At 60.2% G+C, this 18,881-nt stretch carries 17 protein-coding genes and 2 tRNA genes; 8 read left to right on the forward strand and 11 right to left on the reverse strand.

Translation table 11 applies throughout. The features are described 5' to 3' along the window. Window positions 1–131: 131 nt before the first annotated feature. The 5 genes from AC1D1J_RS01825 to AC1D1J_RS01845 all read left to right on the forward strand — a co-directional run bounded on the left by AC1D1J_RS01825 (window position 132) and on the right by AC1D1J_RS01845 (window position 6,174). Window positions 132–1,277, forward strand: coding sequence for a PilT/PilU family type 4a pilus ATPase (locus AC1D1J_RS01825; protein WP_477648390.1), 1,146 nt, complete (start codon window positions 132–134; stop codon window positions 1,275–1,277). A gap of 50 nt (window positions 1,278–1,327) precedes the next feature. Further along, window positions 1,328–2,566 (forward strand): succinyl-diaminopimelate desuccinylase, encoded by a 1,239-nt coding sequence (gene dapE / locus AC1D1J_RS01830; protein WP_477693733.1) that lies wholly within the window; start codon window positions 1,328–1,330, stop codon window positions 2,564–2,566. Beyond that, entirely contained in the window at window positions 2,563–3,477 is a 915-nt protein-coding gene (gene prmB, locus AC1D1J_RS01835) for a 50S ribosomal protein L3 N(5)-glutamine methyltransferase (RefSeq protein WP_477693734.1), read from the forward strand. Before dapE ends, prmB begins: the two co-directional genes overlap by 4 nt. A gap of 109 nt (window positions 3,478–3,586) precedes the next feature. Continuing rightward, complete coding sequence (locus AC1D1J_RS01840) at window positions 3,587–5,608, forward strand: ATP-binding cassette domain-containing protein (RefSeq protein ID WP_477693735.1); 2,022 nt, start codon at window positions 3,587–3,589, stop codon at window positions 5,606–5,608. Window positions 5,609–5,670: 62 nt separating this feature from the next. Next, a complete protein-coding gene (locus AC1D1J_RS01845) occupies window positions 5,671–6,174 on the forward strand; it encodes a hypothetical protein (protein WP_477686283.1) in 504 nt (167 codons plus the stop codon). A gap of 81 nt (window positions 6,175–6,255) precedes the next feature. Here AC1D1J_RS01845 and AC1D1J_RS01850 read toward each other — a convergent pair. The 9 genes from AC1D1J_RS01850 to AC1D1J_RS01890 all read right to left on the reverse strand — a co-directional run bounded on the left by AC1D1J_RS01850 (window position 6,256) and on the right by AC1D1J_RS01890 (window position 12,784). Then, window positions 6,256–6,331 (reverse strand) — tRNA-Lys (locus AC1D1J_RS01850). A gap of 8 nt (window positions 6,332–6,339) precedes the next feature. Then, a tRNA-Lys gene (locus AC1D1J_RS01855) sits at window positions 6,340–6,415 on the reverse strand. Between the two features lie 93 nt (window positions 6,416–6,508). Continuing rightward, complete coding sequence (locus AC1D1J_RS01860; RefSeq protein ID WP_477693736.1) at window positions 6,509–7,288, reverse strand: tRNA threonylcarbamoyladenosine dehydratase; 780 nt, start codon at window positions 7,286–7,288, stop codon at window positions 6,509–6,511. A 29-nt stretch (window positions 7,289–7,317) separates the two neighbouring features. Then, on the reverse strand, window positions 7,318–8,433 hold the full coding sequence (locus tag AC1D1J_RS01865; RefSeq protein ID WP_477693737.1) for a YeeE/YedE family protein: 1,116 nt from the start codon (window positions 8,431–8,433) through the stop codon (window positions 7,318–7,320). A gap of 66 nt (window positions 8,434–8,499) precedes the next feature. Further along, window positions 8,500–9,255, reverse strand: a complete 756-nt coding sequence (ybgF, locus tag AC1D1J_RS01870; RefSeq protein ID WP_477685870.1) for a tol-pal system protein YbgF — start codon at window positions 9,253–9,255, stop codon at window positions 8,500–8,502. Between the two features lie 20 nt (window positions 9,256–9,275). Next, complete coding sequence (gene pal / locus AC1D1J_RS01875) at window positions 9,276–9,809, reverse strand: peptidoglycan-associated lipoprotein Pal (protein ID WP_477685829.1); 534 nt, start codon at window positions 9,807–9,809, stop codon at window positions 9,276–9,278. A gap of 61 nt (window positions 9,810–9,870) precedes the next feature. Then, on the reverse strand, window positions 9,871–11,160 hold the full coding sequence (gene tolB / locus AC1D1J_RS01880) for a Tol-Pal system beta propeller repeat protein TolB (protein ID WP_477685828.1): 1,290 nt from the start codon (window positions 11,158–11,160) through the stop codon (window positions 9,871–9,873). A 14-nt stretch (window positions 11,161–11,174) separates the two neighbouring features. Next, entirely contained in the window at window positions 11,175–12,017 is an 843-nt protein-coding gene (locus tag AC1D1J_RS01885) for a glycosyltransferase family 2 protein (protein WP_477685827.1), read from the reverse strand. Further along, window positions 12,014–12,784, reverse strand: a complete 771-nt coding sequence (locus tag AC1D1J_RS01890; RefSeq protein WP_477685826.1) for a glycosyltransferase family 2 protein — start codon at window positions 12,782–12,784, stop codon at window positions 12,014–12,016. The genes AC1D1J_RS01885 and AC1D1J_RS01890 overlap by 4 nt, the downstream gene beginning before the upstream one ends. 237 nt (window positions 12,785–13,021) lie before the next feature. Between AC1D1J_RS01890 and AC1D1J_RS01895 the strand changes: the two genes are divergently transcribed. The 3 genes from AC1D1J_RS01895 to AC1D1J_RS01905 all read left to right on the forward strand — a co-directional run bounded on the left by AC1D1J_RS01895 (window position 13,022) and on the right by AC1D1J_RS01905 (window position 16,941). Then, the gene (locus AC1D1J_RS01895) at window positions 13,022–14,212 is read left to right on the forward strand and encodes an O-antigen ligase family protein (protein ID WP_477693738.1); all 1,191 of its coding nucleotides are present in this window, start codon (window positions 13,022–13,024) and stop codon (window positions 14,210–14,212) included. Then, window positions 14,209–15,981 (forward strand): lipid A export permease/ATP-binding protein MsbA, encoded by a 1,773-nt coding sequence (gene msbA / locus AC1D1J_RS01900; RefSeq protein ID WP_477693739.1) that lies wholly within the window; start codon window positions 14,209–14,211, stop codon window positions 15,979–15,981. The genes AC1D1J_RS01895 and msbA overlap by 4 nt, the downstream gene beginning before the upstream one ends. Window positions 15,982–16,068: 87 nt before the next feature. Further along, window positions 16,069–16,941, forward strand: coding sequence for a glycosyltransferase family protein (locus tag AC1D1J_RS01905; protein WP_477685823.1), 873 nt, complete (start codon window positions 16,069–16,071; stop codon window positions 16,939–16,941). 15 nt (window positions 16,942–16,956) lie between these two features. Here AC1D1J_RS01905 and AC1D1J_RS01910 read toward each other — a convergent pair whose 3' ends face one another. Together AC1D1J_RS01910 and AC1D1J_RS01915 are read right to left on the reverse strand one after the other, a co-directional pair. Next, on the reverse strand, window positions 16,957–18,138 hold the full coding sequence (locus tag AC1D1J_RS01910) for a glycosyltransferase family 4 protein (RefSeq protein WP_477693740.1): 1,182 nt from the start codon (window positions 18,136–18,138) through the stop codon (window positions 16,957–16,959). Continuing rightward, a complete protein-coding gene (locus AC1D1J_RS01915) occupies window positions 18,135–18,878 on the reverse strand; it encodes a polysaccharide deacetylase family protein (RefSeq protein WP_477693741.1) in 744 nt (247 codons plus the stop codon). Before AC1D1J_RS01915 ends, AC1D1J_RS01910 begins: the two co-directional genes overlap by 4 nt. Window positions 18,879–18,881 lie beyond the last annotated feature (3 nt).

The raw sequence follows: 18,881 nt of genomic DNA on the forward strand, positions 1-18,881 counted from the left end.
CGTAGTGCGCTGCCCCCCGAGGGGGCCGCTGCGCCTGCGGCCCGGCAAAGCCGGTTCCGCGGCCCCTGCCGGCGAGGAACCGTAAGCCGGGTGGCCAACGTTGTATTTCATTTCAATCAAGAGGGTGGACTATGAGCACGATGGAAAGAATCCTGCGTTTGATGGTGGACAAGAAGGCGTCTGACGTCTACCTGTCGGCCCATTCGCCCGCCCTGATCAAGATCAATGGCCAGGCCATCCCGATCAATGCGCAGATCCTGCCGCCGGAGGCGCCGCGCAACCTGCTGGCTGAAGTGCTGCCGCCCGAGCGCATCGAAGAGATGGAGGAAATGGGTGAGCTCAACATGGCGCTGCCAATTGCCGGTCTGGGCAATTTCCGTATCAGCGGATTCAAGCAGCGCAGCACCTACGCAGCCGTGATCCGCTATATCCCCAGCGATATCCCGCCACTGGAAAGCCTGAACGTGCCGCCGATCCTGGCTGACCTGATCATGGAAAAGCGAGGCCTGCTGCTGATGGTGGGCTCCACCGGCGCCGGCAAAAGCACCACACTGGCCTCCATGATCGATTTGCGCAACGAGACAACGCTGGGCCACATCCTCACCATCGAGGACCCCGTCGAATTCCTGTTCACCAACAAGAAATCGGTGGTCAACCAACGTGAGGTCGGCAGCGATACACAATCGCTGCAAGTGGCGCTGAAAAATGCGTTGCGACAGGCGCCTGACGTCATCCTGATCGGCGAAATCCGCGACCGCGAAACCATGTCGGCGGCCATTGCCTATGCGCAGTCGGGCCATTTGTGCCTGGCGACCATGCACGCCAACAACAGCTACCAGGCGCTGAACCGGATCCTGAGCTTTTACCCGGTGGAAGTGCGCAGCACCATGCTGGGCGACCTGGGTGCCGCACTCAAGGCCATCGTGTCGCAGCGCCTGCTGCGCACCCAGGACGGCGGCCGAACGCCAGCGGTGGAAGTCATGCTCAACACCAAGCTGATCTCCGAGCTGATCGAAAAAGGCGATTTTTCAGGCGTCAAGGAAGCGATGGAAAAATCCATGGCCGAAGGCTCACAGACGTTCGAGCAGGACATCGCCAAGCTGATCGTGGCCGGCACCGTAACACGCAAGGAAGGTGTTCTCTACGCCGACTCGCCAACCAACCTGATGTGGCGGCTGGAAAATGACTTCGCCATCAAGGCCAAGACGCTGGAGCCCGAAGAGGATCCGGATGACGAACCGTCCTTTACGGAAATCACGCTGGACGTGAAACACTAAAAACACGGCCGTGCTCGTTTTCGGGCCGGTGTTAACAGGCCCTAAACGACATGTCCCGAACCCTGCATCTGGCCGAACAGCTGATTTCCCGCCCCTCCGTCACGCCTGACGACGCCGACTGCCAGGCCATGCTGATCGCCCGGCTGGCGCCGATGGGTTTTCAATGTGAAACCATCGTCAGCGGCCCCGCCGACTTCCGCGTGACCAACCTGTGGGCCAAACGCGAGGGGAAATTTAAGAATTTTAGGCCTGCAGGCCAATCAGCACGGGCGCAAGCAGCTCCTGAATTAATAGCAAATCGCGCTGACGCCACGCCTGCCAAAACACTGGTCAAAACCTTGGTATTTGCCGGCCACACCGACGTGGTGCCCACCGGCCCGCTTGACCAGTGGCACAGCCACCCGTTCACCCCCAGCCATCGTGACGGAAAAATGTATGGCCGTGGCGCCGCCGACATGAAGACGTCAATTGCGGCCATGGTGGTCGCCGTCGAGGAATTCCTGGCCGCCCACCCGGATCCGGCCTTGTCAATCGCATTCCTGATCACCAGCGACGAGGAAGGCCCGGCCGTGGACGGCACGGTCATGGTCTGCGAGCAGCTGAAAGCGCGTGGCGAAACGCTGGACTATTGCATCGTGGGCGAACCCACCTCGGTCGAGCGCCTGGGCGACATGATCAAGAACGGCCGCCGCGGCACCATGAGCGGCAAGCTCACCGTCAAGGGCGTGCAGGGCCATATTGCCTACCCGCACCTGGCCAAAAACCCGATCCACCTGTTTGCCCCCGCGCTGGCCGAGCTGGTGTCTACCGAATGGGACAAAGGCAATGCCTTTTTCCCGGCCACGAGCTGGCAGGTCTCCAACATCCACGGTGGCACCGGCGCGTCCAACGTCATTCCGGGCGAACTGGTGGTGGACTTCAATTTCCGCTTCTGCACCGAATCCACGCCGGAGAGCCTGCAGCAGCGCCTGCAGGCCGTGCTCAGCCGGCACCAGCTGGAGTACGACCTGAAATGGACCCTGGGCGGCCTTCCCTTCCTGACAACCCCGGGCACACTGGTGGATGCGGTGCGCGGAGCGATCCAGGCTGAAACCGGTCTGAAAACCGAACTTTCGACCACAGGCGGCACGAGTGACGGCCGCTTTATCGCCAAAATCTGCCCGCAAGTCATTGAATTCGGTCCCCTCAACGCTTCGATCCACAAGATCAACGAGCATGTCCTGGTGAGCTCGCTCGATCCGCTCAAAAACATCTACAAGGGTGTTCTGGAACGGCTGGCGGCAGCATGACGAACCCGGCAACTCCTGCTGCACCGCTGACGGTGCTGGCACTGGTCGAGCAAATGGCCGCCAGGCTGGAAGCCGCCGGCCTGCACTTTTCAGACGGATTCGGGCAAGGCACCATCAACGCGTTCGACGAGGCCGCCTGGCTGGTGCTGTGGAAGCTGGGCTTGCCGGTGGACGACCTGGATTCTGTAGAGAATCGGCCTGTAACTCAAGAGGAACGGGTGCAAGCTGCTATGCTTTTGGAAGCACGCATCAGCACCCGCAAGCCGGCTGCTTACCTGACGAACGAAGCCTGGCTGATGGGCGTGCCCTTTTATGTGGATGAGCGTGTGATCATTCCGCGCTCCCTCATTGCTGAGCTGCTGGCCGACGCCAGCATAGACCCCTGGCTGGGCGAACACACCCACCGCGTGCTTGACCTCTGCACCGGCAACGGCAGCCTCGCGGTGCTGGCGGCCATGACCTACCCTGATGTGGTGGTGGACGCCGCCGACATCAGCCTGGGCGCTCTGGAGGTGGCCCGTATCAATGTGGACCGTCATCGTCTCGACGGCCGCATCACGCTGATCGAATCTGACGGCATGGCTGCCTGCGCGGGCCTGTATGACCTGGTTTTGTGCAACCCGCCCTATGTGAACGCTGCCAGCATGGCAGCCCTTCCCGCGGAATTCCGGGCTGAACCGGCGATGGCGCTGGACGGAAACACGCTGGGCGGCACGGACGGTATGGACTTCATTCGCGGCCTTCTACAGGACGCGGCCCGCCATATGAGCGAAAATGCTGTGCTGGTGCTGGAAATCGGCAATGAGCGCGAGAATTTCGAGCGTGCTTTCCCGACGCTTGAACCGCTGTGGTTCGAAACCAGCTCGGGCGCCGACCAGGTCTTGCTGCTGACGCGCGAACAACTGGCCTGAAGGCCAGGCTGGCGCTCAGCCCCGGCCTGGATGACTGGCGCAGCGCTTGCATGGCAAGCGTGTGCGACGCTCCGCCGCCCCGAATACTTTTCCTGAAGCTTTTTATTAAATGATTACCCTTAAAAACGTCGTGCTGCGCCGCGGCGCCAAAGTGATTCTGGATGGCGCGTCCGTCACCCTCAACCCCGGCGAAAATGTTGGCTTGGTGGGGCGTAACGGCGCGGGCAAGTCCTCGTTGTTCGCGATGCTCAACGGTACGTTGCATGAAGACGGCGGCGAGTTTTCGATTCCGACGCAATGGCGAATGGCACAGGTGGCGCAGGACATGCCTGAAACCGAGCAAAGCGCCACCGACTACGTGATCGAAGGCGACGTGGTGCTGATGGCTGCGCAGGCCGAAGTGGCGGCCGCCGAGGCCAGCGGTGACGGCGACCGCATGGCGCACGCGTACATGGAGCTGTACGACTCCGGCGCGCATGACTCGCAGGCCCGCGCGCAGGCATTGATCCTGGGGCTGGGCTTCAAGGTCAGCGAACTGGACAACCCCGTCAACAGCTTTTCCGGCGGCTGGCGCATGCGCCTGCAACTGGCGCGCGCACTGATGTGCCCATCTGACCTGTTGCTGTTGGACGAACCCACCAATCACCTGGATCTGGACGCACTGGTCTGGCTGGAAGCCTGGCTCAAGCGCTACCAGGGCACCATGCTGGTCATCAGCCATGACCGCGAATTTCTCGACGCCGTGACCGACGTGACGGTGCATATCGAAAGCGCAAAACTCACTCGCTACGGCGGCAATTACAGCAAGTTCGAAGATTTGCGTTCCGAGCAGATGGCGCTGCAACAGACTGCGTTTTCCAAACAGCAGGACAAGATTGCCCACCTGCAGAAGTTCATCGCCCGCTTCAAGGCCAAAGCCAGCAAGGCCAAACAGGCGCAAAGCCGCGTCAAGGCACTGGACCGGATGGAGAAGATCGCGCCGCTGCTGGCTGAAGCCGACTTCACTTTCGAGTTCAAGGAGCCGGCCAACCTGCCCAATCCCATGCTGTCGATGCAGAACGCCTATTTCGGCTACCCACCGCTTGAAGACGCCCCGGAAGGTACGCCGCCCACGGTCATCGTGCAAAACGTCAGCAAATCGGTGCTGGCCGGACAGCGCATCGGCATCCTGGGTGCCAACGGCCAGGGCAAGTCCACGTTGGTAAAAACTGTGGCCCGGGCACTCGCGCCCATCAGCGGCGAGATGATTGAGGGCAAGGGCCTGAACATCGGCTACTTCGCCCAGCAGGAACTGGACGTGCTGCGCCCGGCCGACAACCCGCTGGAGCACATGATCCGCCTGGTCAAGGAAGTCACCGCCGCCGGCAAGATGGGCAACCAGCCTACGCGTGAACAGGACTTGCGCAGCTTCCTGGGTAATTTCAATTTTGGCGGCGACATGGTCAAGCAGGCCGTGGGCAGTATGAGCGGCGGTGAAAAAGCACGTCTGGTGCTGTGCATGATCGTCTGGCAGCGCCCCAACCTGCTGCTGCTTGATGAGCCGACCAACCACCTGGACTTGGCCACGCGTGAAGCATTGTCGATGGCACTCAATGAGTTTGAAGGCACCGTCATGCTGGTGAGCCATGACCGCGCGCTGCTGCGCGCCGTCTGCGACGAATTCTGGATGGTGTCCCAAGGCGGTGTTGCCCCTTTTGACGGCGACCTGGACGACTACCAGAAGTACCTGCTGGACCACGCCAAACGCCAGCGAGAGGAAGCCAAAAAAGCCGGCAATACGGCCACCCCTGCGGTGGCATCACCTGCGACTACAGCCGCAATGGCGGTTCAGACCGACAGCAAAAAACCGATCCCGAAAGACACGCCCGAACAGCGCAAGCTTGATGCACAGCGCCGCCAACAACAGGCCGAAGCCACCAAACCGCTGCGCAAGGAAATCGAGAAAATCGACGTTCGCATGAAAGCGCTGGCCGCGGAACGCGACAGCCTGCAGGGCTTGCTGACCACCACCACTGCGCCCGCAGAGATCGCCCAGACCGGCAAGCGCCTCAAGGCCATCGAGGGCGAAATAGACATGCTGGAAGAACGGTGGCTTGAGCTGACCGAACAGATCGAGACGGCAGCGGTGTAAAGTGGCGAAAGGCCTTGGCGGCACCGCGCCACCAGCGTCACCCATTGAAAGGGCCCGATTAAATGCCTTCAGCCTTGCACATGGCCGCGGACGACGCGGCACTTGAAGCCGCCGTCAAACGCAGCCGCAAGCTGCTGAACAAGCGTGCCATGGTGGCGGCCGCAGCCAGCGCCGTGCCGGTGCCCGGGCTGGACTGGGCGGTGGATGCGGCGATGCTGTCCCGGCTCATCCCGGAAATCAACAGGGAGTTCGGTCTCACGCCGCAGCAACTTGACAAGCTGGAGCCCAGAAAGCGCGACCAGGTGCAAAAAGCCGTCACGCTGGTCGGTTCGGTGCTCATCGGCAAATTCATCAGCCGTGACCTCGTCATCAAGGCTGCGACCAAGATCGGCGTCAGGCTGACCACCAAACAGCTTGCCAAGTATGTGCCACTGGCCGGCCAGATCGTATCGGCTGCAGTCGGCTATGCGGCGATACGCTACCTGGGCGAGGAACACATGAAAGACTGTATCCGGGTGGCGAAGCAGGCGGAGATGGAGCTGCCCTTGCTGGGCTACTCGGCTTGAGCCCGCAAAGCCCGCGTTCGGGAGTTTGTCAGCAGAACAACAAAAAAGGACCTGGCCTTGCGGCCAGGTCCTTGATGTACTTGGTGGGTTCTGACAGATTCGAACTGTCGACCTACGGATTAAGAGTCCGCTGCTCTACCAACTGAGCTAAGAACCCGGAAATTCTGGTGGGACCAGCGGGGGTCGAACCCACGACAAACGGATTAAAAGTCCGCTGCTCTACCAACTGAGCTATGGTCCCAAGAACGTATCTTGCGAGACATCCCGGTATTTGCTGCTTCGAGGGCAGCAAAGCCTTGAATTATAGCGTGATTTTTTAAGCCTTCGCAAAAACTCAGGCCGCAATTTTGTCGAGTGCCCAGCCGGCCGCGCACAGGCCGAAAGTCGAGGTCACGCTGACGACCGATCCATAGCCGTGGCAGTTCAGGCTGCCGTCGCTTTGGTCTGTCGCATCGGGCTGCAGCACAGCCTCGCGGCTGAAGACGCAGGCTACATCTATCTTGCCTTTGCGTGCGCCGCCGTGCTCCTTGCGCAGCCGGTAACGCAACTGCGCCAGCAAGGGGTCGTGCGTGACCAGTGACAGGTCGTCGATGTCCACGCGGTGCGCCAGCCGCTTGCCGCCCGCGGCGCCTACACTGACCAGATTCACCTTGTTGGCAATCGCCCAGGCTGCCATGGCGGTTTTGGCTTTCACCTGGTCGCAGGCGTCGATGACGGCCAGCTGCTTGCGGTCAAAGCCCTCTTCGAGGCCCAGGATGCCCGGCCAGTTGGCGGCGTCGACAAATTCCTCGATGCCGTCCACGCGGCAGCCCGGGTGAATCTGCGCGATGCGCTCACGCATGGCTTGCACCTTGGCCTGCCCCAACGTGCTGTCAAGCGCATGGACCTGGCGGTTGATGTTGGACTCGGCGATGTGGTCGAGGTCGATCAAGGTCAGGCGTGCCACGCCGCTGCGCGCCGCGGCCTCGGCAGCCCAGGACCCTACCCCGCCCAAGCCTACCACCACAATGTGCGCCTGGCGTATGCGCTGCGCGCCTGCTACGCCATAGAGGCGCGCCAGACCACTGAAGCGGCGCTCCAGATCGGCGGGAGGTTCTTCGAGGAGGGATGTCATTGGAAATGCGGATCGTTGTCGGGACGCGCTCAGGCAGAGCGTTCCAGCCGCCAGATCTGGTACTTCAAACCCGCCACGCAGCCCGCGAGAATGGCCGCCAGCGCCACAAAGCTGGTGGCGCTCAGGGTCGAGATGCCCGACAGGCCCTGCCCCACAGTGCAGCCCATGGCGCAGACGCCGCCCACGCCCATCAACGTTGCGCCCACCAGGTGGTTGGCGGTGTCTTCCGCGTCGCGAAAGCCTTCCCAGCGGAAACTGCGCGACAGCAGGGCATAGACGGCCGAGCCGGCCACCACCCCGAACACAGACACGATGCCCAGGGTGAGCACCTTGCTCTTGTCGCTGAAGAACATCAACCAGTCTACGGTATAGGCCACCGGCGAGACAAAGCTCAGTGCCTCGGCCCGGCCCGAGTTGGTGGCCAGGAAGGCCTCCTGCAGCGTCTCCGGATGCTCGGCCACATAACCAAGATGCCCGCTGACCCACCACATGGCCGCAATGACGCCGCCTATGCCCAAGCCCGCGAGCAGGTTGTCGAAGCGCCGGAACTCTTTGCCGAACAAGGCCCAGACGATAAGGCCCAACCCGATGAGGATGGCCAGGCCGATACCGGCGGCGGCGGGTGTGATGCCGATGGCGCCGGCCACCCAGTTGGGCAAGGTCGCATTGGCCGTGAAATCGACGGCAACCTTGTCAACCGTAGCCACGCGGATCACAGCCGTGATGCCTTTGAGTGTGGCGAAAGCTGCGATGCCCATCACGGCAAATACCACGACGGACTTGAGGCTGCCCCCTCCAATACGTACCAGCGTTTTGCTGCCGCAGCCGGAAGCCAGGACCATGCCAAAACCGAACATCGTGCCGCCCACCAGCGCGGAGAGCCAGATAAACCGGTTGGAGGCGTACAAGGTCTTGGCAGGGTCAATCACACCGGCAGCGGCCAGGGTGAAAAAACCGATCATGGCGACGCCGATCGCCATTCCCCACATGCGCATACGGGTCCAGTCACCCATGTTCACGATGTCACTGACGGCGCCCATGGTGCAGAAGTGCGTTCGTTGGGCAATCGCACCAAAAATCATGGCGAGAATGAAACCGGCCCAGAGAACCTGGGCCGTGAGACTGTTGAGTGTGGAGATGTCCATCGCCCGATTTTAGGGGCGAATGCTCTTTGTCCCCGGGCCGGCCGGATAGCCTGCCCGAGGTGCGGCTTACTTCAGCTTGGCCAACCGTTCCTTGGCGACGGAAGCCGCCTCGGCCTGGGGATATGCCTTGACCAGGTCCTCCAGCGTCTTGCGGGCCGACTTGGTGTCCTTGAGTTCCACCTGGCAGTTGGCCAGCGAAAGCATGGCCTCCGGCGCGCGCATGTGGTCGGGGTCAGCCGTCACGAGCGAGCGGAAATTGGTCACCGCGTCGCGGTAGTTGCGCAAGGCGTACTGCGCATTGCCCAGCCAGAACAGGGACGATGTCCGGTAACCGGTTTGCGGATAACGCTTCAGGAAGCCCAGGAAGCTCGTCTGCGCTGCTGCGAAGTCGCCCTTGCGAAGCGTGGCCAGTGCGGTTTCAAACTCCTGTTTTTCAGCGGGCTCGGCCACAAATTCCTTGCCGTCCACATTGACTTTGCCGGGCTCGAACTTGCGCAGACGCTCGTCCACGCCTGTCGTCAGGTCTTTCTGGGTGCGCTGCATCTCGGCTACGCTGCGCGTGAGGCTTTCGTTCTGCCCTCGCATGGTGGCGAGTTCGTTGCGAAGGGCCTCGATCTGGTTCGACAGATCGAGCAGGCTGCGACGTAACTGGGCGTTGTCCTCGGTGGTCCTGCGCAGATCTTCGGCCGTCCGCAGCTGTGCCGCGTCAACCTTCTGACGCAAATCGAGAATCGCGCGACGAGCCTCGTCGTCTTCAAACAGGCCGGCGTTTGCATTGAACACCAGCATGCAGGCCGCGGCTACCGCGGCATACCGAAACATGTTCACGGTTCGGGCCCCGTTTAACGGTAGTTGAGTTCAGCACGGCGGTTCTTCGCCATGGAGTCCTCGTCAGAGCCCGTGGCTGCCGGCTTTTCCTTGCCGAAGCTCACGGCCTCGACTTGCGCATCAGCCACGCCCAGCAAGCCCAGCGCGCGGCGAACTGCCTCAGCGCGCCGTTGGCCCAGAGCCAGGTTGTACTCGCGGCCGCCGCGCTCGTCGGTATGGCCTTCAATAGCCATCTTGCGGCCCTTGTTGGCCGTCAGGTATTTGGCATGGGCCTCGATTGCTCCCTGGAACTCGGGCTTGACCACATAGCTGTCGAAGTCAAAGTAGATGACCTTGGTGGTATTGGCAGGGCCCGCCAACGAGGCATCGGCGCCTTCAACCTGTACCGGCGCAACAGCACGGCCAGTCGCGCCTGGTGTACCGCCTTGCTGGGTCGTGCCGGTGCGATCCTCGACCGGCACGTCGTTCAGCTTGACGCCGGAACCGCAGGCTGCCAGCGTGGCCGCCAGGACAAGGGAGAAGATGATTGAAAAAACGGTGCGTTTCATGAAGTACCTCTACAAAAAAATAGGCCGTATGGAAAATAAAAATAACGCCGGGTGTTGCCGGTCACCGCTGGAAAGGGCCCCAATCGGGCTCCCGGATGTCACCGCTTGCCCCGGACAGTCTTGCCTTGATCTTGCCGTCCAGCGTTGTAGTCATCAGGGCTTCCCTGCCCTGCTGCTGGGTGGCATACACAATCAATCGGCTGTTGGGTGCAAAGCTCGGACTTTCATCGGCCGCGGTTTCGGTGATTGGAGTGACCGTACCGCTGGCAAGTTCCATAACGTGCAGCTTGAAGGCGCCGCCCACCCGGGAAACATAGGCCAGCCATCGACCGTCGGGGCTGAGCGCCGGGGATATGTTGTAGGTCCCGGTAAAGGTGACCCGCTCGGCATTGCCACCATTGGGGTTCATGCGGTAGATTTGCGGCGCGCCGCCGCGGTCGCTCACGAAATAGATGTAGCGCCCATCGGGCGAGAAGGCAGGCTCGGTGTCTATGCTGGAAGACTGCGTCAGCCGTTTGGGCTCGCCCCCATTGAGGCCGATCGCATAGAGCTGTGAACCGCCGTCGCGGCTCAGCGTCGCCACCAACTGTTTGCCGTCCGGCGACCATGCGGGCGCGCTGTTGGAGCCTCGAAAGTTGGCCAGCAAGCGTCGCTTGCCGGATGCCACGTCGTGCGCATAGATTACCGGCTTGCGCGACTCAAACGACACATAGGCCAGTTGCGAGCCGTTGGGCGACCAGGCGGGCGAAATAATGGGTTCGGGGCTGGTCAGGGCCGACTGCGCGCCCTCACCATCGGAGTCGGCCACCCAGAGGTTGTACTTCTGGGCCGCCTTGGTCACGTAAGCGATACGCGTCGAGAAAATGCCTTTTTCGCCGGTAAGTTTTTCATAGACAAAATCGGAAATGCGGTGTGCAGACAGCCGCAAGTCAGCAGGCCCTACCGTGTAACTCTGGCCTCCCAAATCCTGTCCGCGCACGATATCCCAGAGGCGAAGACGAACATCAAAACGACCATCTGCCAACGGGGAAATGCTGCCGGTCACCATCGAATCAGCGCCTTTTTGCTTCCACGCGGCCAGATCCGGACGGGTATTCTCATCCGCGACGACCCCTGCGGTATCGACCGATCGAAACATGCCGCTGCGCTCAAGGTCTGCCCGGACGATGGCGCCGATCTTTTGCGGTGCCTGCGCTTCTCCCCGAAACGTGGCGATGGCGATAGGCAGCTGGGTCAGGCCAACTCCGGAAACCTCAACGCGAAATTGCGCCAGAGCCGGCACTGCCGGGAGCGTGGCAGCAACCAGCATTCCAGCAATGGTGCGACGGCGAATAAGGGGTGTGATGCTCATGGTTTTTTTTCAGGTCAATGCAAATGCGTTATTTTGATGGGTGCTTGGGGGGCAATCTGGCCCAGCCCTTTCTCCGCCTGCGTGACAGCAGTTTTCATGCGCTGGAGCACCCTGTTTTTATTGATGGATTCCTGGTCGCGCGTATTCTCTCGGTGCCACAGATGAAATACTTCCGTGCCCATAAAACCATTTTTGCGCCGAATTCCCATATGGCTGAGCCTCAACACCAAGTCGGCATCTTCATGACCCCACCCCCGAAAAGTTTCGTCAAATCCGTTGACGTTAAAAAAATCCCGCCGCCAAACACCCAGATTGCAGCTGCGAATGCCTTGCCACTGAAAACCTTGTTGTACCCTGAATAAACGCCATGGCCAGGACAGGAGGTGCAATAATTTGTTGCTATCGCCCTGCAGCCGGGCGCGAATCCAGAACGATACAGGACGGCTGGGTAAATCAATAGCGCCATTGACTACACGTTCTGTAAGACGTTGGCTGATCAATACCCGGCTTCCGTTGACAAAACATCCTGGCTCGGCGAGGCGAGCATGCTCCGCCACAAAGCGCGGCCCGGGAACGCAGTCTCCGTCGAGAAAAACCAGATAGTCGGCCATAGCCAGACTGGCTCCGAGGTTGCGAGCCTGCGCGGCGGTAAAGCCTACGTCAGGGTGCCAAACGTGGCGGACGGAGCATTTGAAGGTCGGGCAGGCATTGAGCAGCATGGCGACCTGGTCTGGCCCCGAGCCGTCGTCGGCGATCACCACCTCGTGATCCTCTCCACATTGACTTGAAAGCGACCGCAACACGGCCAGCAGTGCATCCGTCCGGTTGTATGTGAGGACGACAAAGCTGATCTTCATGGTGCACCGGCCGAGCCATGTCCATCGGGCCCCTGGCGTTGCAACAACCACAATTTCAGATACCTGTAATAGGTGCCCTCCGCATTGGAAACTGCAAGCACAAAACCCATCTTTCCATCCAGAAAGCCAAACCGCAGGAAATACGTACGGATAAAAGCCCAGATTCCATGTCCTACTGCTTTGCCGATGGAAGCGGATCGGCCTTTATCCCGCAGAATTTGAGCCCCAGCCGAGGAGTAACGATTGGCCTTGTCGAGCACGGCTTCGAAATTAAGGAAGCTTTCGTGCATCAGCGATGATTGCAATTGCCCCACGGGCAGCGAAGTCACCAGCCTCTCATGCACCAGGTCTTCACTGAAACAGGCTGCGTTACGCCGGAACAGGCGAGTCACCCGGTCCGGATACCAGCCCGAATGGCGCATGTATTGGCCGCAGTAGCTCGACAGCCTGGGGAAGGAGTACACGTCAAAGACCGGAGCGGCCAAACAAGCCAGGATTTCGGCCTGCAACTGGGCGGTGACACGTTCGTCTGCATCCAGCGAAAGCACCCAGTCCGACGTCGCCAGGGCAAGAGCCCGGTTTTTCTGAATACCGAACCCGCGCCAGTCGGGAGCTGTGCTGACCTCGGCGCCCAATGAAGCGGCAATCTTCAGGGTGTCGTCCGTGCTGCCCGAGTCCAGCACGACGAGCTGGTCTGCAAAATTCGCCGCGCGAAGACAGGCTTCAATATTGCGGGCTTCATTGTGGGTAATGACGATGACGGACAAGCTGGCCAACGAATGCCTTTTTCCTGGGTGATAAAGAGGATTTTTCCAATGAAACGCACAGTGACGCGGCGCCCGGACAGCATAGCAGACAAGCCCTAGCGGCTGGATGCTTAAGTGGGCGGGAATCGCCGATAATGCAGGCTTTCCTCAAGCGAGCGCGCCATTATTTTGCCCCACAAGAACATCAATTTCCGGCTGGTTGTGGTCTGCGCAATGGCTGCGTCGGTTGGGCTGTCCATGGCAATCATCAGCCTGTCCAAGCTGGTGCTATTTCTCTTCGCATTGGTCTTCAGCATTGTTGCTCTGGCAACTTCCAGAAAAGCAGCCGAATTCAAAAACAGCTATACAACCATTGCGGTACTGGGTGCGCTCGCGGCATTCACTTTAAGCTTGCTCTGGACAGTGGCTCCGTCGGCTGACGCAGTGGGATCTCTTGCGAAATACGGCAAACTGCTCCTGCCCCTCCTTATCATGATGCTCATTCATGATCGGCGCGAAGCACTCTATGCGCTTTGCGCATTTGGGGTTGCGCAGCTATTTCTTGTTGCCAGTTCATGGGCTCTTTTTCTCGGTATACCCGTACCTTGGGCTAGCTCCAATATGGCGTTGACACAATATGCAGTCTTCTCCAGCTACCTCGACCAGGGAATCATGAGCGCCGTGTTCGCGGCCCTTTGCTGGAATTTACGGGAAATCGTGCCCGGCAGGTTTGGCCGGCAGTTTGCTGTCGCGGCATGTGCGATCGCGCTGGGCAATGTCTTTTTTGTACTCAACGGACGCAGCGGGTATGCAATTGCCATCGCACTTCTCTCTTTGGCCATCATGTGGGAGCTTCCAAGAAAATATAGGGCAGCCGTTGTGGTTCTGCCTTTCCTGATCGGCCTGGGTCTGTTTGCCAGTTCAGCAAAGGTCCGGGACCGCCTGACGCAGGTTGCCCATGAGGTTCAATCCTATTCGACAAAAGGCGAGTCAGCGACTTCATCCGGAATACGGCTTGCCTTTTGGCGACGCGCGTTGGAAATTGTCGAAGAGAAACCGTTATGGGGCGCGGGTATCGGCAGCTGGAGCACCGAATACAACCGCCTGGAGAAACGGCAAAACCCGGCTCACATTGATATCGCTGGCAACGGAAATCCACACCAGGAATATCTCCTGTGGGGAGTTCAGCTCGGAATCCCCGGCATTGCACTTCTGCTCGCCTTGATGGGGACGGTACTTTTGGATGCATCGCGGATGGAAAAAATCTATGCGCGTGCTACGCTGTGCGTTCTTGCCGGTCTGGCCATTGCATGTCTTTTCAACTCGTCGCTGTATGACGCACTCATAGGTGACTTCTTCTGTGTCTGCCTGGGTTTGCTTCTTTCCGCCGGTCTGAGCAAGCCACCTGAAGCCGCCGTGCCGCATGGTATGCGAGGGAGTCGCGCTTGAGCACTCCGCCCCCCACTCCTGAAACTCCAGTGGTGCCCAGGCTTTCACTGGCGCGCCGAATTGCCCGCGTATGGCCATACTTCAAGGATTCAAAAGCAGGCTGGGCACTTGCGGTGGGTGCGACCATCGTCGCATCGGCAACCGAACCCCTGGTTCCTGCGCTTCTCAAGCCACTCCTGGATCGCGGCTTTCAGCGTGACGGCTTCAATCTCTGGCTGGTCCCCCTTGCGCTGATTGTTCTGTTTACGCTGCGCGGACTTTCGGGCTTTCTGGCTCAGTTTGCACTTGCAAAAGTCACCAATGACGGATTAACACGATTGCGTGAAGCCATGTTCGGCAAACTGCTGAGCGCACGGCTCAACCTGTTTGCGGACCAGAGTTCCAGTGCAATTGCGAACACCGTGGTGTACGAGGTTTTTAACGGCTCCTCGATGCTGATCAATGCGGTCATGAAACTTGCACGGGACGTACTGACGCTGGTTGCGCTGATCGGTTACCTGGTCTTCCTGAACTGGAAACTGATGTTGATCGTCGCCCTGCTTTTCCCCGCGGTGGCTTTCGTGATCCAGATTCTTTCAAAACGGCTCTACCGATTGACCAAGGAAAGCCAGACTGCGACCGACAACCTCGCGTATGTGGTCGAGGAGAATGTCCTGGCGCATCGCGACGTTCGCTTGCATGGCGCCCAGCAACGTCAGGCCAACCGCTTTGAAGTCCTCAGTCATTCCCTGCGCCGGCTTTCCATGAAATCGACGGCGGCCTACGCGGGGATGAGCGCCATTACGCAGGTGCTGGCCGCCATGGCGCTTTCAGCGGTCATCTCCGTGGCCCTGCTTCAAAGCACAGAAAACACCACAAGTGTCGGCGGCTTCGTGGCATTCGTGACCGCCATGCTGCTACTGATCGCACCGGTGAAAAGCCTTTCGGACGCAGCTACGCCGGTGACCCGCGGCCTTGCTGCGCTGGAGCGTGGACTTGACTTGATGAATCTGACCGAAGACGAATCCGGTGGTGATTTTGTATTGAATCGGGCGCGTGGTGATATCGAGTTCGTCGGTGTGAGCGTAGCCTACAAGGCCGATGCACCACCGGCAATCAACGCGTTGAATTTGTCAGTGAAGGCGGGAGAAACGCTGGCGGTCGTGGGAACTTCGGGATCTGGAAAAACCACACTCGTCAACCTATTACCGCGATTTGTCGACGCGACAGCAGGAAACATCTACCTGGACGGCCGGGAACTCCGGGACTGGAACCTTCAATCGCTCAGAACCCAGTTCTCGTTCGTAAGCCAGCACGTGGTCATGTTCAATAGCAGCATCGCGGAAAACGTCGCCCTTGGCCAATCAGTCGACCGCGACAGGGTTCTGGCATGCCTTGTTGCCGCCAATTTATCCACATTGCTGGCCGAGCTGCCAGCCGGACTCGACACCGTACTGGGTCACAACGCCATGCAACTGTCGGGAGGACAACGCCAGCGGCTTGCCATTGCACGTGCGCTGTATAAAGACGCGCCGATTCTGATACTGGACGAGGCGACTTCAGCACTCGACACAGAGTCAGAACTCGCAGTGCAGGAAGCCATCCGCCGCCTTACATCCAGCCGGACATCACTGGTCATTGCACACCGTCTCTCCACGATTCAACATGCAGACCGCATCATCATGATGGAGGCAGGCCGGATCATCGAGTCTGGCACCCATCTTCAATTGCTGGAAAAAAATGGAGCCTATGCTCACCTTTATCGGCTGGGATTTCAGTCTGCTGCCTGACCATATGAAGTTATCCAGGGTTGTGGATTGCCCGATTTTCCCTAACGGCCCACCGCGGACCGGCCCTTTACCCGAAAGTTTATTGCGATGAGTGTCTCAATCAGCGGCTTTACGTTCATACGCAATGGCGTAAGCCTCGGCTTTCCGTTCGAAGCATCTATCCGCTCCCTGCTGCCCCTGGTCGATGAATTCGTCGTGGCCGTGGGCAAGGGTGAGGACGACACGCTGGAGCGCGTCAAGGCCATCAACGACCCGAAAATCCGCATCATCGAAACGCTGTGGAACGAGCGCATGGCAGACCGCGGATTTGTTTACGCGCAGCAAAAAATGATCGCCCAATATTCCTGCACCGGTGATTGGGCGTTCTACCTGGAAGGCGATGAAGTGGTACACGAAGGCGAGCTTGCCGCCATTCGGGCCAGTGTTGAACGCCATCATGCCAATCCCGCAGTCGAAGCACTGGTGTTTGACTACCATCACTTTTACGGCTCTCCCGACTGGATTTCCATCAGCCCGGGATGGTACCGCCGCGAATGCCGCTTGATTCGCAATACCATTCGAAGCTATGCACCCGATGGCCAGTATTGGCTGGTCACTACACAGCACAAACGGGGGCGTAACCCCCACGGCGCACTTGCTGGTGCGCACATTTACCACTACGGCTGGATACGGCGCAACGAGGAAATGCAGAAAAAGCTGGATCAGGTTAGCAAGTACTGGGGCGAGGCCTCAGCGGCGCAAATTACCTACAGTCAGTTTGATCGCCGGGCTCTGGCCCCTTTTACGGGCACGCACCCCCAAGCGGTGCAGGAATGGCTGGCCACTGAGGCCGAACCGGTCCTGAACATCGACCCGGCTTACAGGCCCACGCCCAAGGAAAACAAATACCACTTCATGCGGCAGGTGGAAACGCTGACCGGGCTGGATTTCAGCCGTAAGCATTTCAAACTGGTGGCTTGACCCACCTGAGTGTCGTCAGGAACCCGCGATCTTCGCCGCAACAGCTGAAAAATACAGCGCCTCCTGCTGCAGCGCGATTTCACGCCACTGGTAGTGCGCGGCAAAGGCCACAGCGCCCTCCGACAGCGTTTCCCGCAACGTCGCCTGGGCAAGCAAATCGCCCAACACCCGCGTCAGTTCACCCGCATCCCGGGGATCATCCAGCATCAAGGCATTCACACCCTGGCTCAGCAGGCCGGAAATACCGCAGTAATTCGGCCCGCTGACCACCACCGGCAGGCCGTGGGCCATGGCCTCCAGCACCACCATCGCAAAGGTGTCCTCGAAGGTGGGGTGCACCAGGATATCGGCGGCCTCGTAGGCCGGACTGACGTCCTTGAGCGCACCCAGGAAAAACACCCGCGCACTCAGTTGGAGCGTCCCAGCCAGCATGCGGAATTCAGCAATATGCGCAGGGTTGCCCACCACCGCCAGTACAACTTCGGCTGGCAGCTGCGTCAGGGCCTGCAGCAAAGCCTCCAGGCCCTTCTTGCGGTAATCGTTGCCCACAAACAGCAGGCAATGGCCGTCCGCCGGCAAACCCAGCCGCCCCCTCGCCTCGCACTTTCGATCCAACGTCACCGGCAAGCTGTGCAGCGTGATGCCCGGAGTCACAACCGAAACCGCCGCGCGGCACGCCGGGTAAGCTGCCCCCATGATGGGCCGCAGGCTTTCAGAGGTCACCACCACCTGCCGGCCTGGGCGTGGCGTATAACGCGCGCGCTCCAGTGCCAGGTAAGCCAGCAGGCGCGGGCTGGTCACGACCTTGATCCAGCGCAGCACAAGACGCAAGCCACTGCGCGCACGGAACAGGTTGTACTTGACCGGCATCACGTGCACCGTCTGTACCTCGCCGTGCCAGGTGTTTTCATGGGAATGCACCACGTCGAAGCCGTGCCGCGTCGCCCACCAGGTGGCCGTGGCAAACCACAGCTGATTCACCCAGCGCGGCTTGCGCAGCGGAGCCGATACCTTGTGATAAGTTACACCGGGCCACTGGTGATCGATTTCCTGCGCGAACACATGCACTTCGTGCCTAGCCGAGAGCTGCTCGACCAGGGCGATGGAATAGCGCTCAGCGCCGCCGCCGGTCGGCGAAAAAGTGCGGTTGAAGACGGCGACGCGCAGTTTCTGGGATGGGGAATCGGGCGGGCTCATTTTTTCCGGCGGTCCTCGTAGGCCGTGGCGATCTTGAGCCAGAACACCGGCAAGGTGGTTGAGCGCAGTACGGGCACCCGCGGCAACTGCAGCAGATCAGCGCCGCTATGGCAGCGACTGCGCTGTGTGGTGGTGGCGGTGGCAAAACCCAGTTCCCGGACCAACTCGACGTGCCTGGCCTCGTAATGGCCGTAGGGATAGCAGAAATGCTCGACCGGCCGGGCTATGACGGCCTCCAGCCCGGTTTTTCCGAGCACCATCTCCTCGCGACAACCAGACTCGTCGGTTTCCAGCAGGTTGACGTGCCGGTGCGTATGCGAGCCAATCTCCTGCCCGCCCGCCACCCATCGTCGGATCTCGGCCTCGTCCATCAGCGGGGTCTGCGGAATGCCGATGTTGTCGTCCCAGATATTGGTTTTGCCCAACAACCCACCGACCGCGTAGCAGGTAGACGAAAAGCCATGCTTCACCAACGCCGGCAGGGCATGCGTGAGGTTGTTCCGGTAGCCGTCGTCAAAGGTGATGCCCACCACCTTGCCCCCGCGCTCGCCGCGCAGGTAGGGCTGCAGCGCGCCCATGGACAGACCCGTGTAGCCGAGCAGCTTGAGCCAGGCCATTTGCCGCGCGAAAGCCGCGGGCGCCACGTAGAGGCCGCGAAACGGGCTGCTGCCCTTTGGCGGCGCCTCGGCGATCTGGTGATAGACCAGGATGGGAATGGGTTGGCGGTTCTGGCTGAACATTGA

This window comes from Polaromonas sp. P1_F8 (assembly GCF_056405635.1).

Coding starts and splice junctions, on each gene's coding strand:
- AC1D1J_RS01845 (WP_477686283.1), top strand. CDS start 5,671: ATGCCTTCAGCCTTGCACATGGCCGCGGACGACGCGGCACTTGAAGCC.
- ybgF (WP_477685870.1), bottom strand. CDS start 9,255: ATGTTTCGGTATGCCGCGGTAGCCGCGGCCTGCATGCTGGTGTTCAAT.
- pal (WP_477685829.1), bottom strand. CDS start 9,809: ATGAAACGCACCGTTTTTTCAATCATCTTCTCCCTTGTCCTGGCGGCC.
- AC1D1J_RS01915 (WP_477693741.1), bottom strand. CDS start 18,878: ATGTTCAGCCAGAACCGCCAACCCATTCCCATCCTGGTCTATCACCAG.
- AC1D1J_RS01825 (WP_477648390.1), top strand. CDS start 132: ATGAGCACGATGGAAAGAATCCTGCGTTTGATGGTGGACAAGAAGGCG.
- AC1D1J_RS01865 (WP_477693737.1), bottom strand. CDS start 8,433: ATGGACATCTCCACACTCAACAGTCTCACGGCCCAGGTTCTCTGGGCC.
- dapE (WP_477693733.1), top strand. CDS start 1,328: ATGTCCCGAACCCTGCATCTGGCCGAACAGCTGATTTCCCGCCCCTCC.
- AC1D1J_RS01860 (WP_477693736.1), bottom strand. CDS start 7,288: ATGACATCCCTCCTCGAAGAACCTCCCGCCGATCTGGAGCGCCGCTTC.
- tolB (WP_477685828.1), bottom strand. CDS start 11,160: ATGAGCATCACACCCCTTATTCGCCGTCGCACCATTGCTGGAATGCTG.
- AC1D1J_RS01885 (WP_477685827.1), bottom strand. CDS start 12,017: ATGAAGATCAGCTTTGTCGTCCTCACATACAACCGGACGGATGCACTG.
- AC1D1J_RS01840 (WP_477693735.1), top strand. CDS start 3,587: ATGATTACCCTTAAAAACGTCGTGCTGCGCCGCGGCGCCAAAGTGATT.
- prmB (WP_477693734.1), top strand. CDS start 2,563: ATGACGAACCCGGCAACTCCTGCTGCACCGCTGACGGTGCTGGCACTG.
- AC1D1J_RS01895 (WP_477693738.1), top strand. CDS start 13,022: ATGGCAATCATCAGCCTGTCCAAGCTGGTGCTATTTCTCTTCGCATTG.
- AC1D1J_RS01910 (WP_477693740.1), bottom strand. CDS start 18,138: ATGAGCCCGCCCGATTCCCCATCCCAGAAACTGCGCGTCGCCGTCTTC.
- AC1D1J_RS01905 (WP_477685823.1), top strand. CDS start 16,069: ATGAGTGTCTCAATCAGCGGCTTTACGTTCATACGCAATGGCGTAAGC.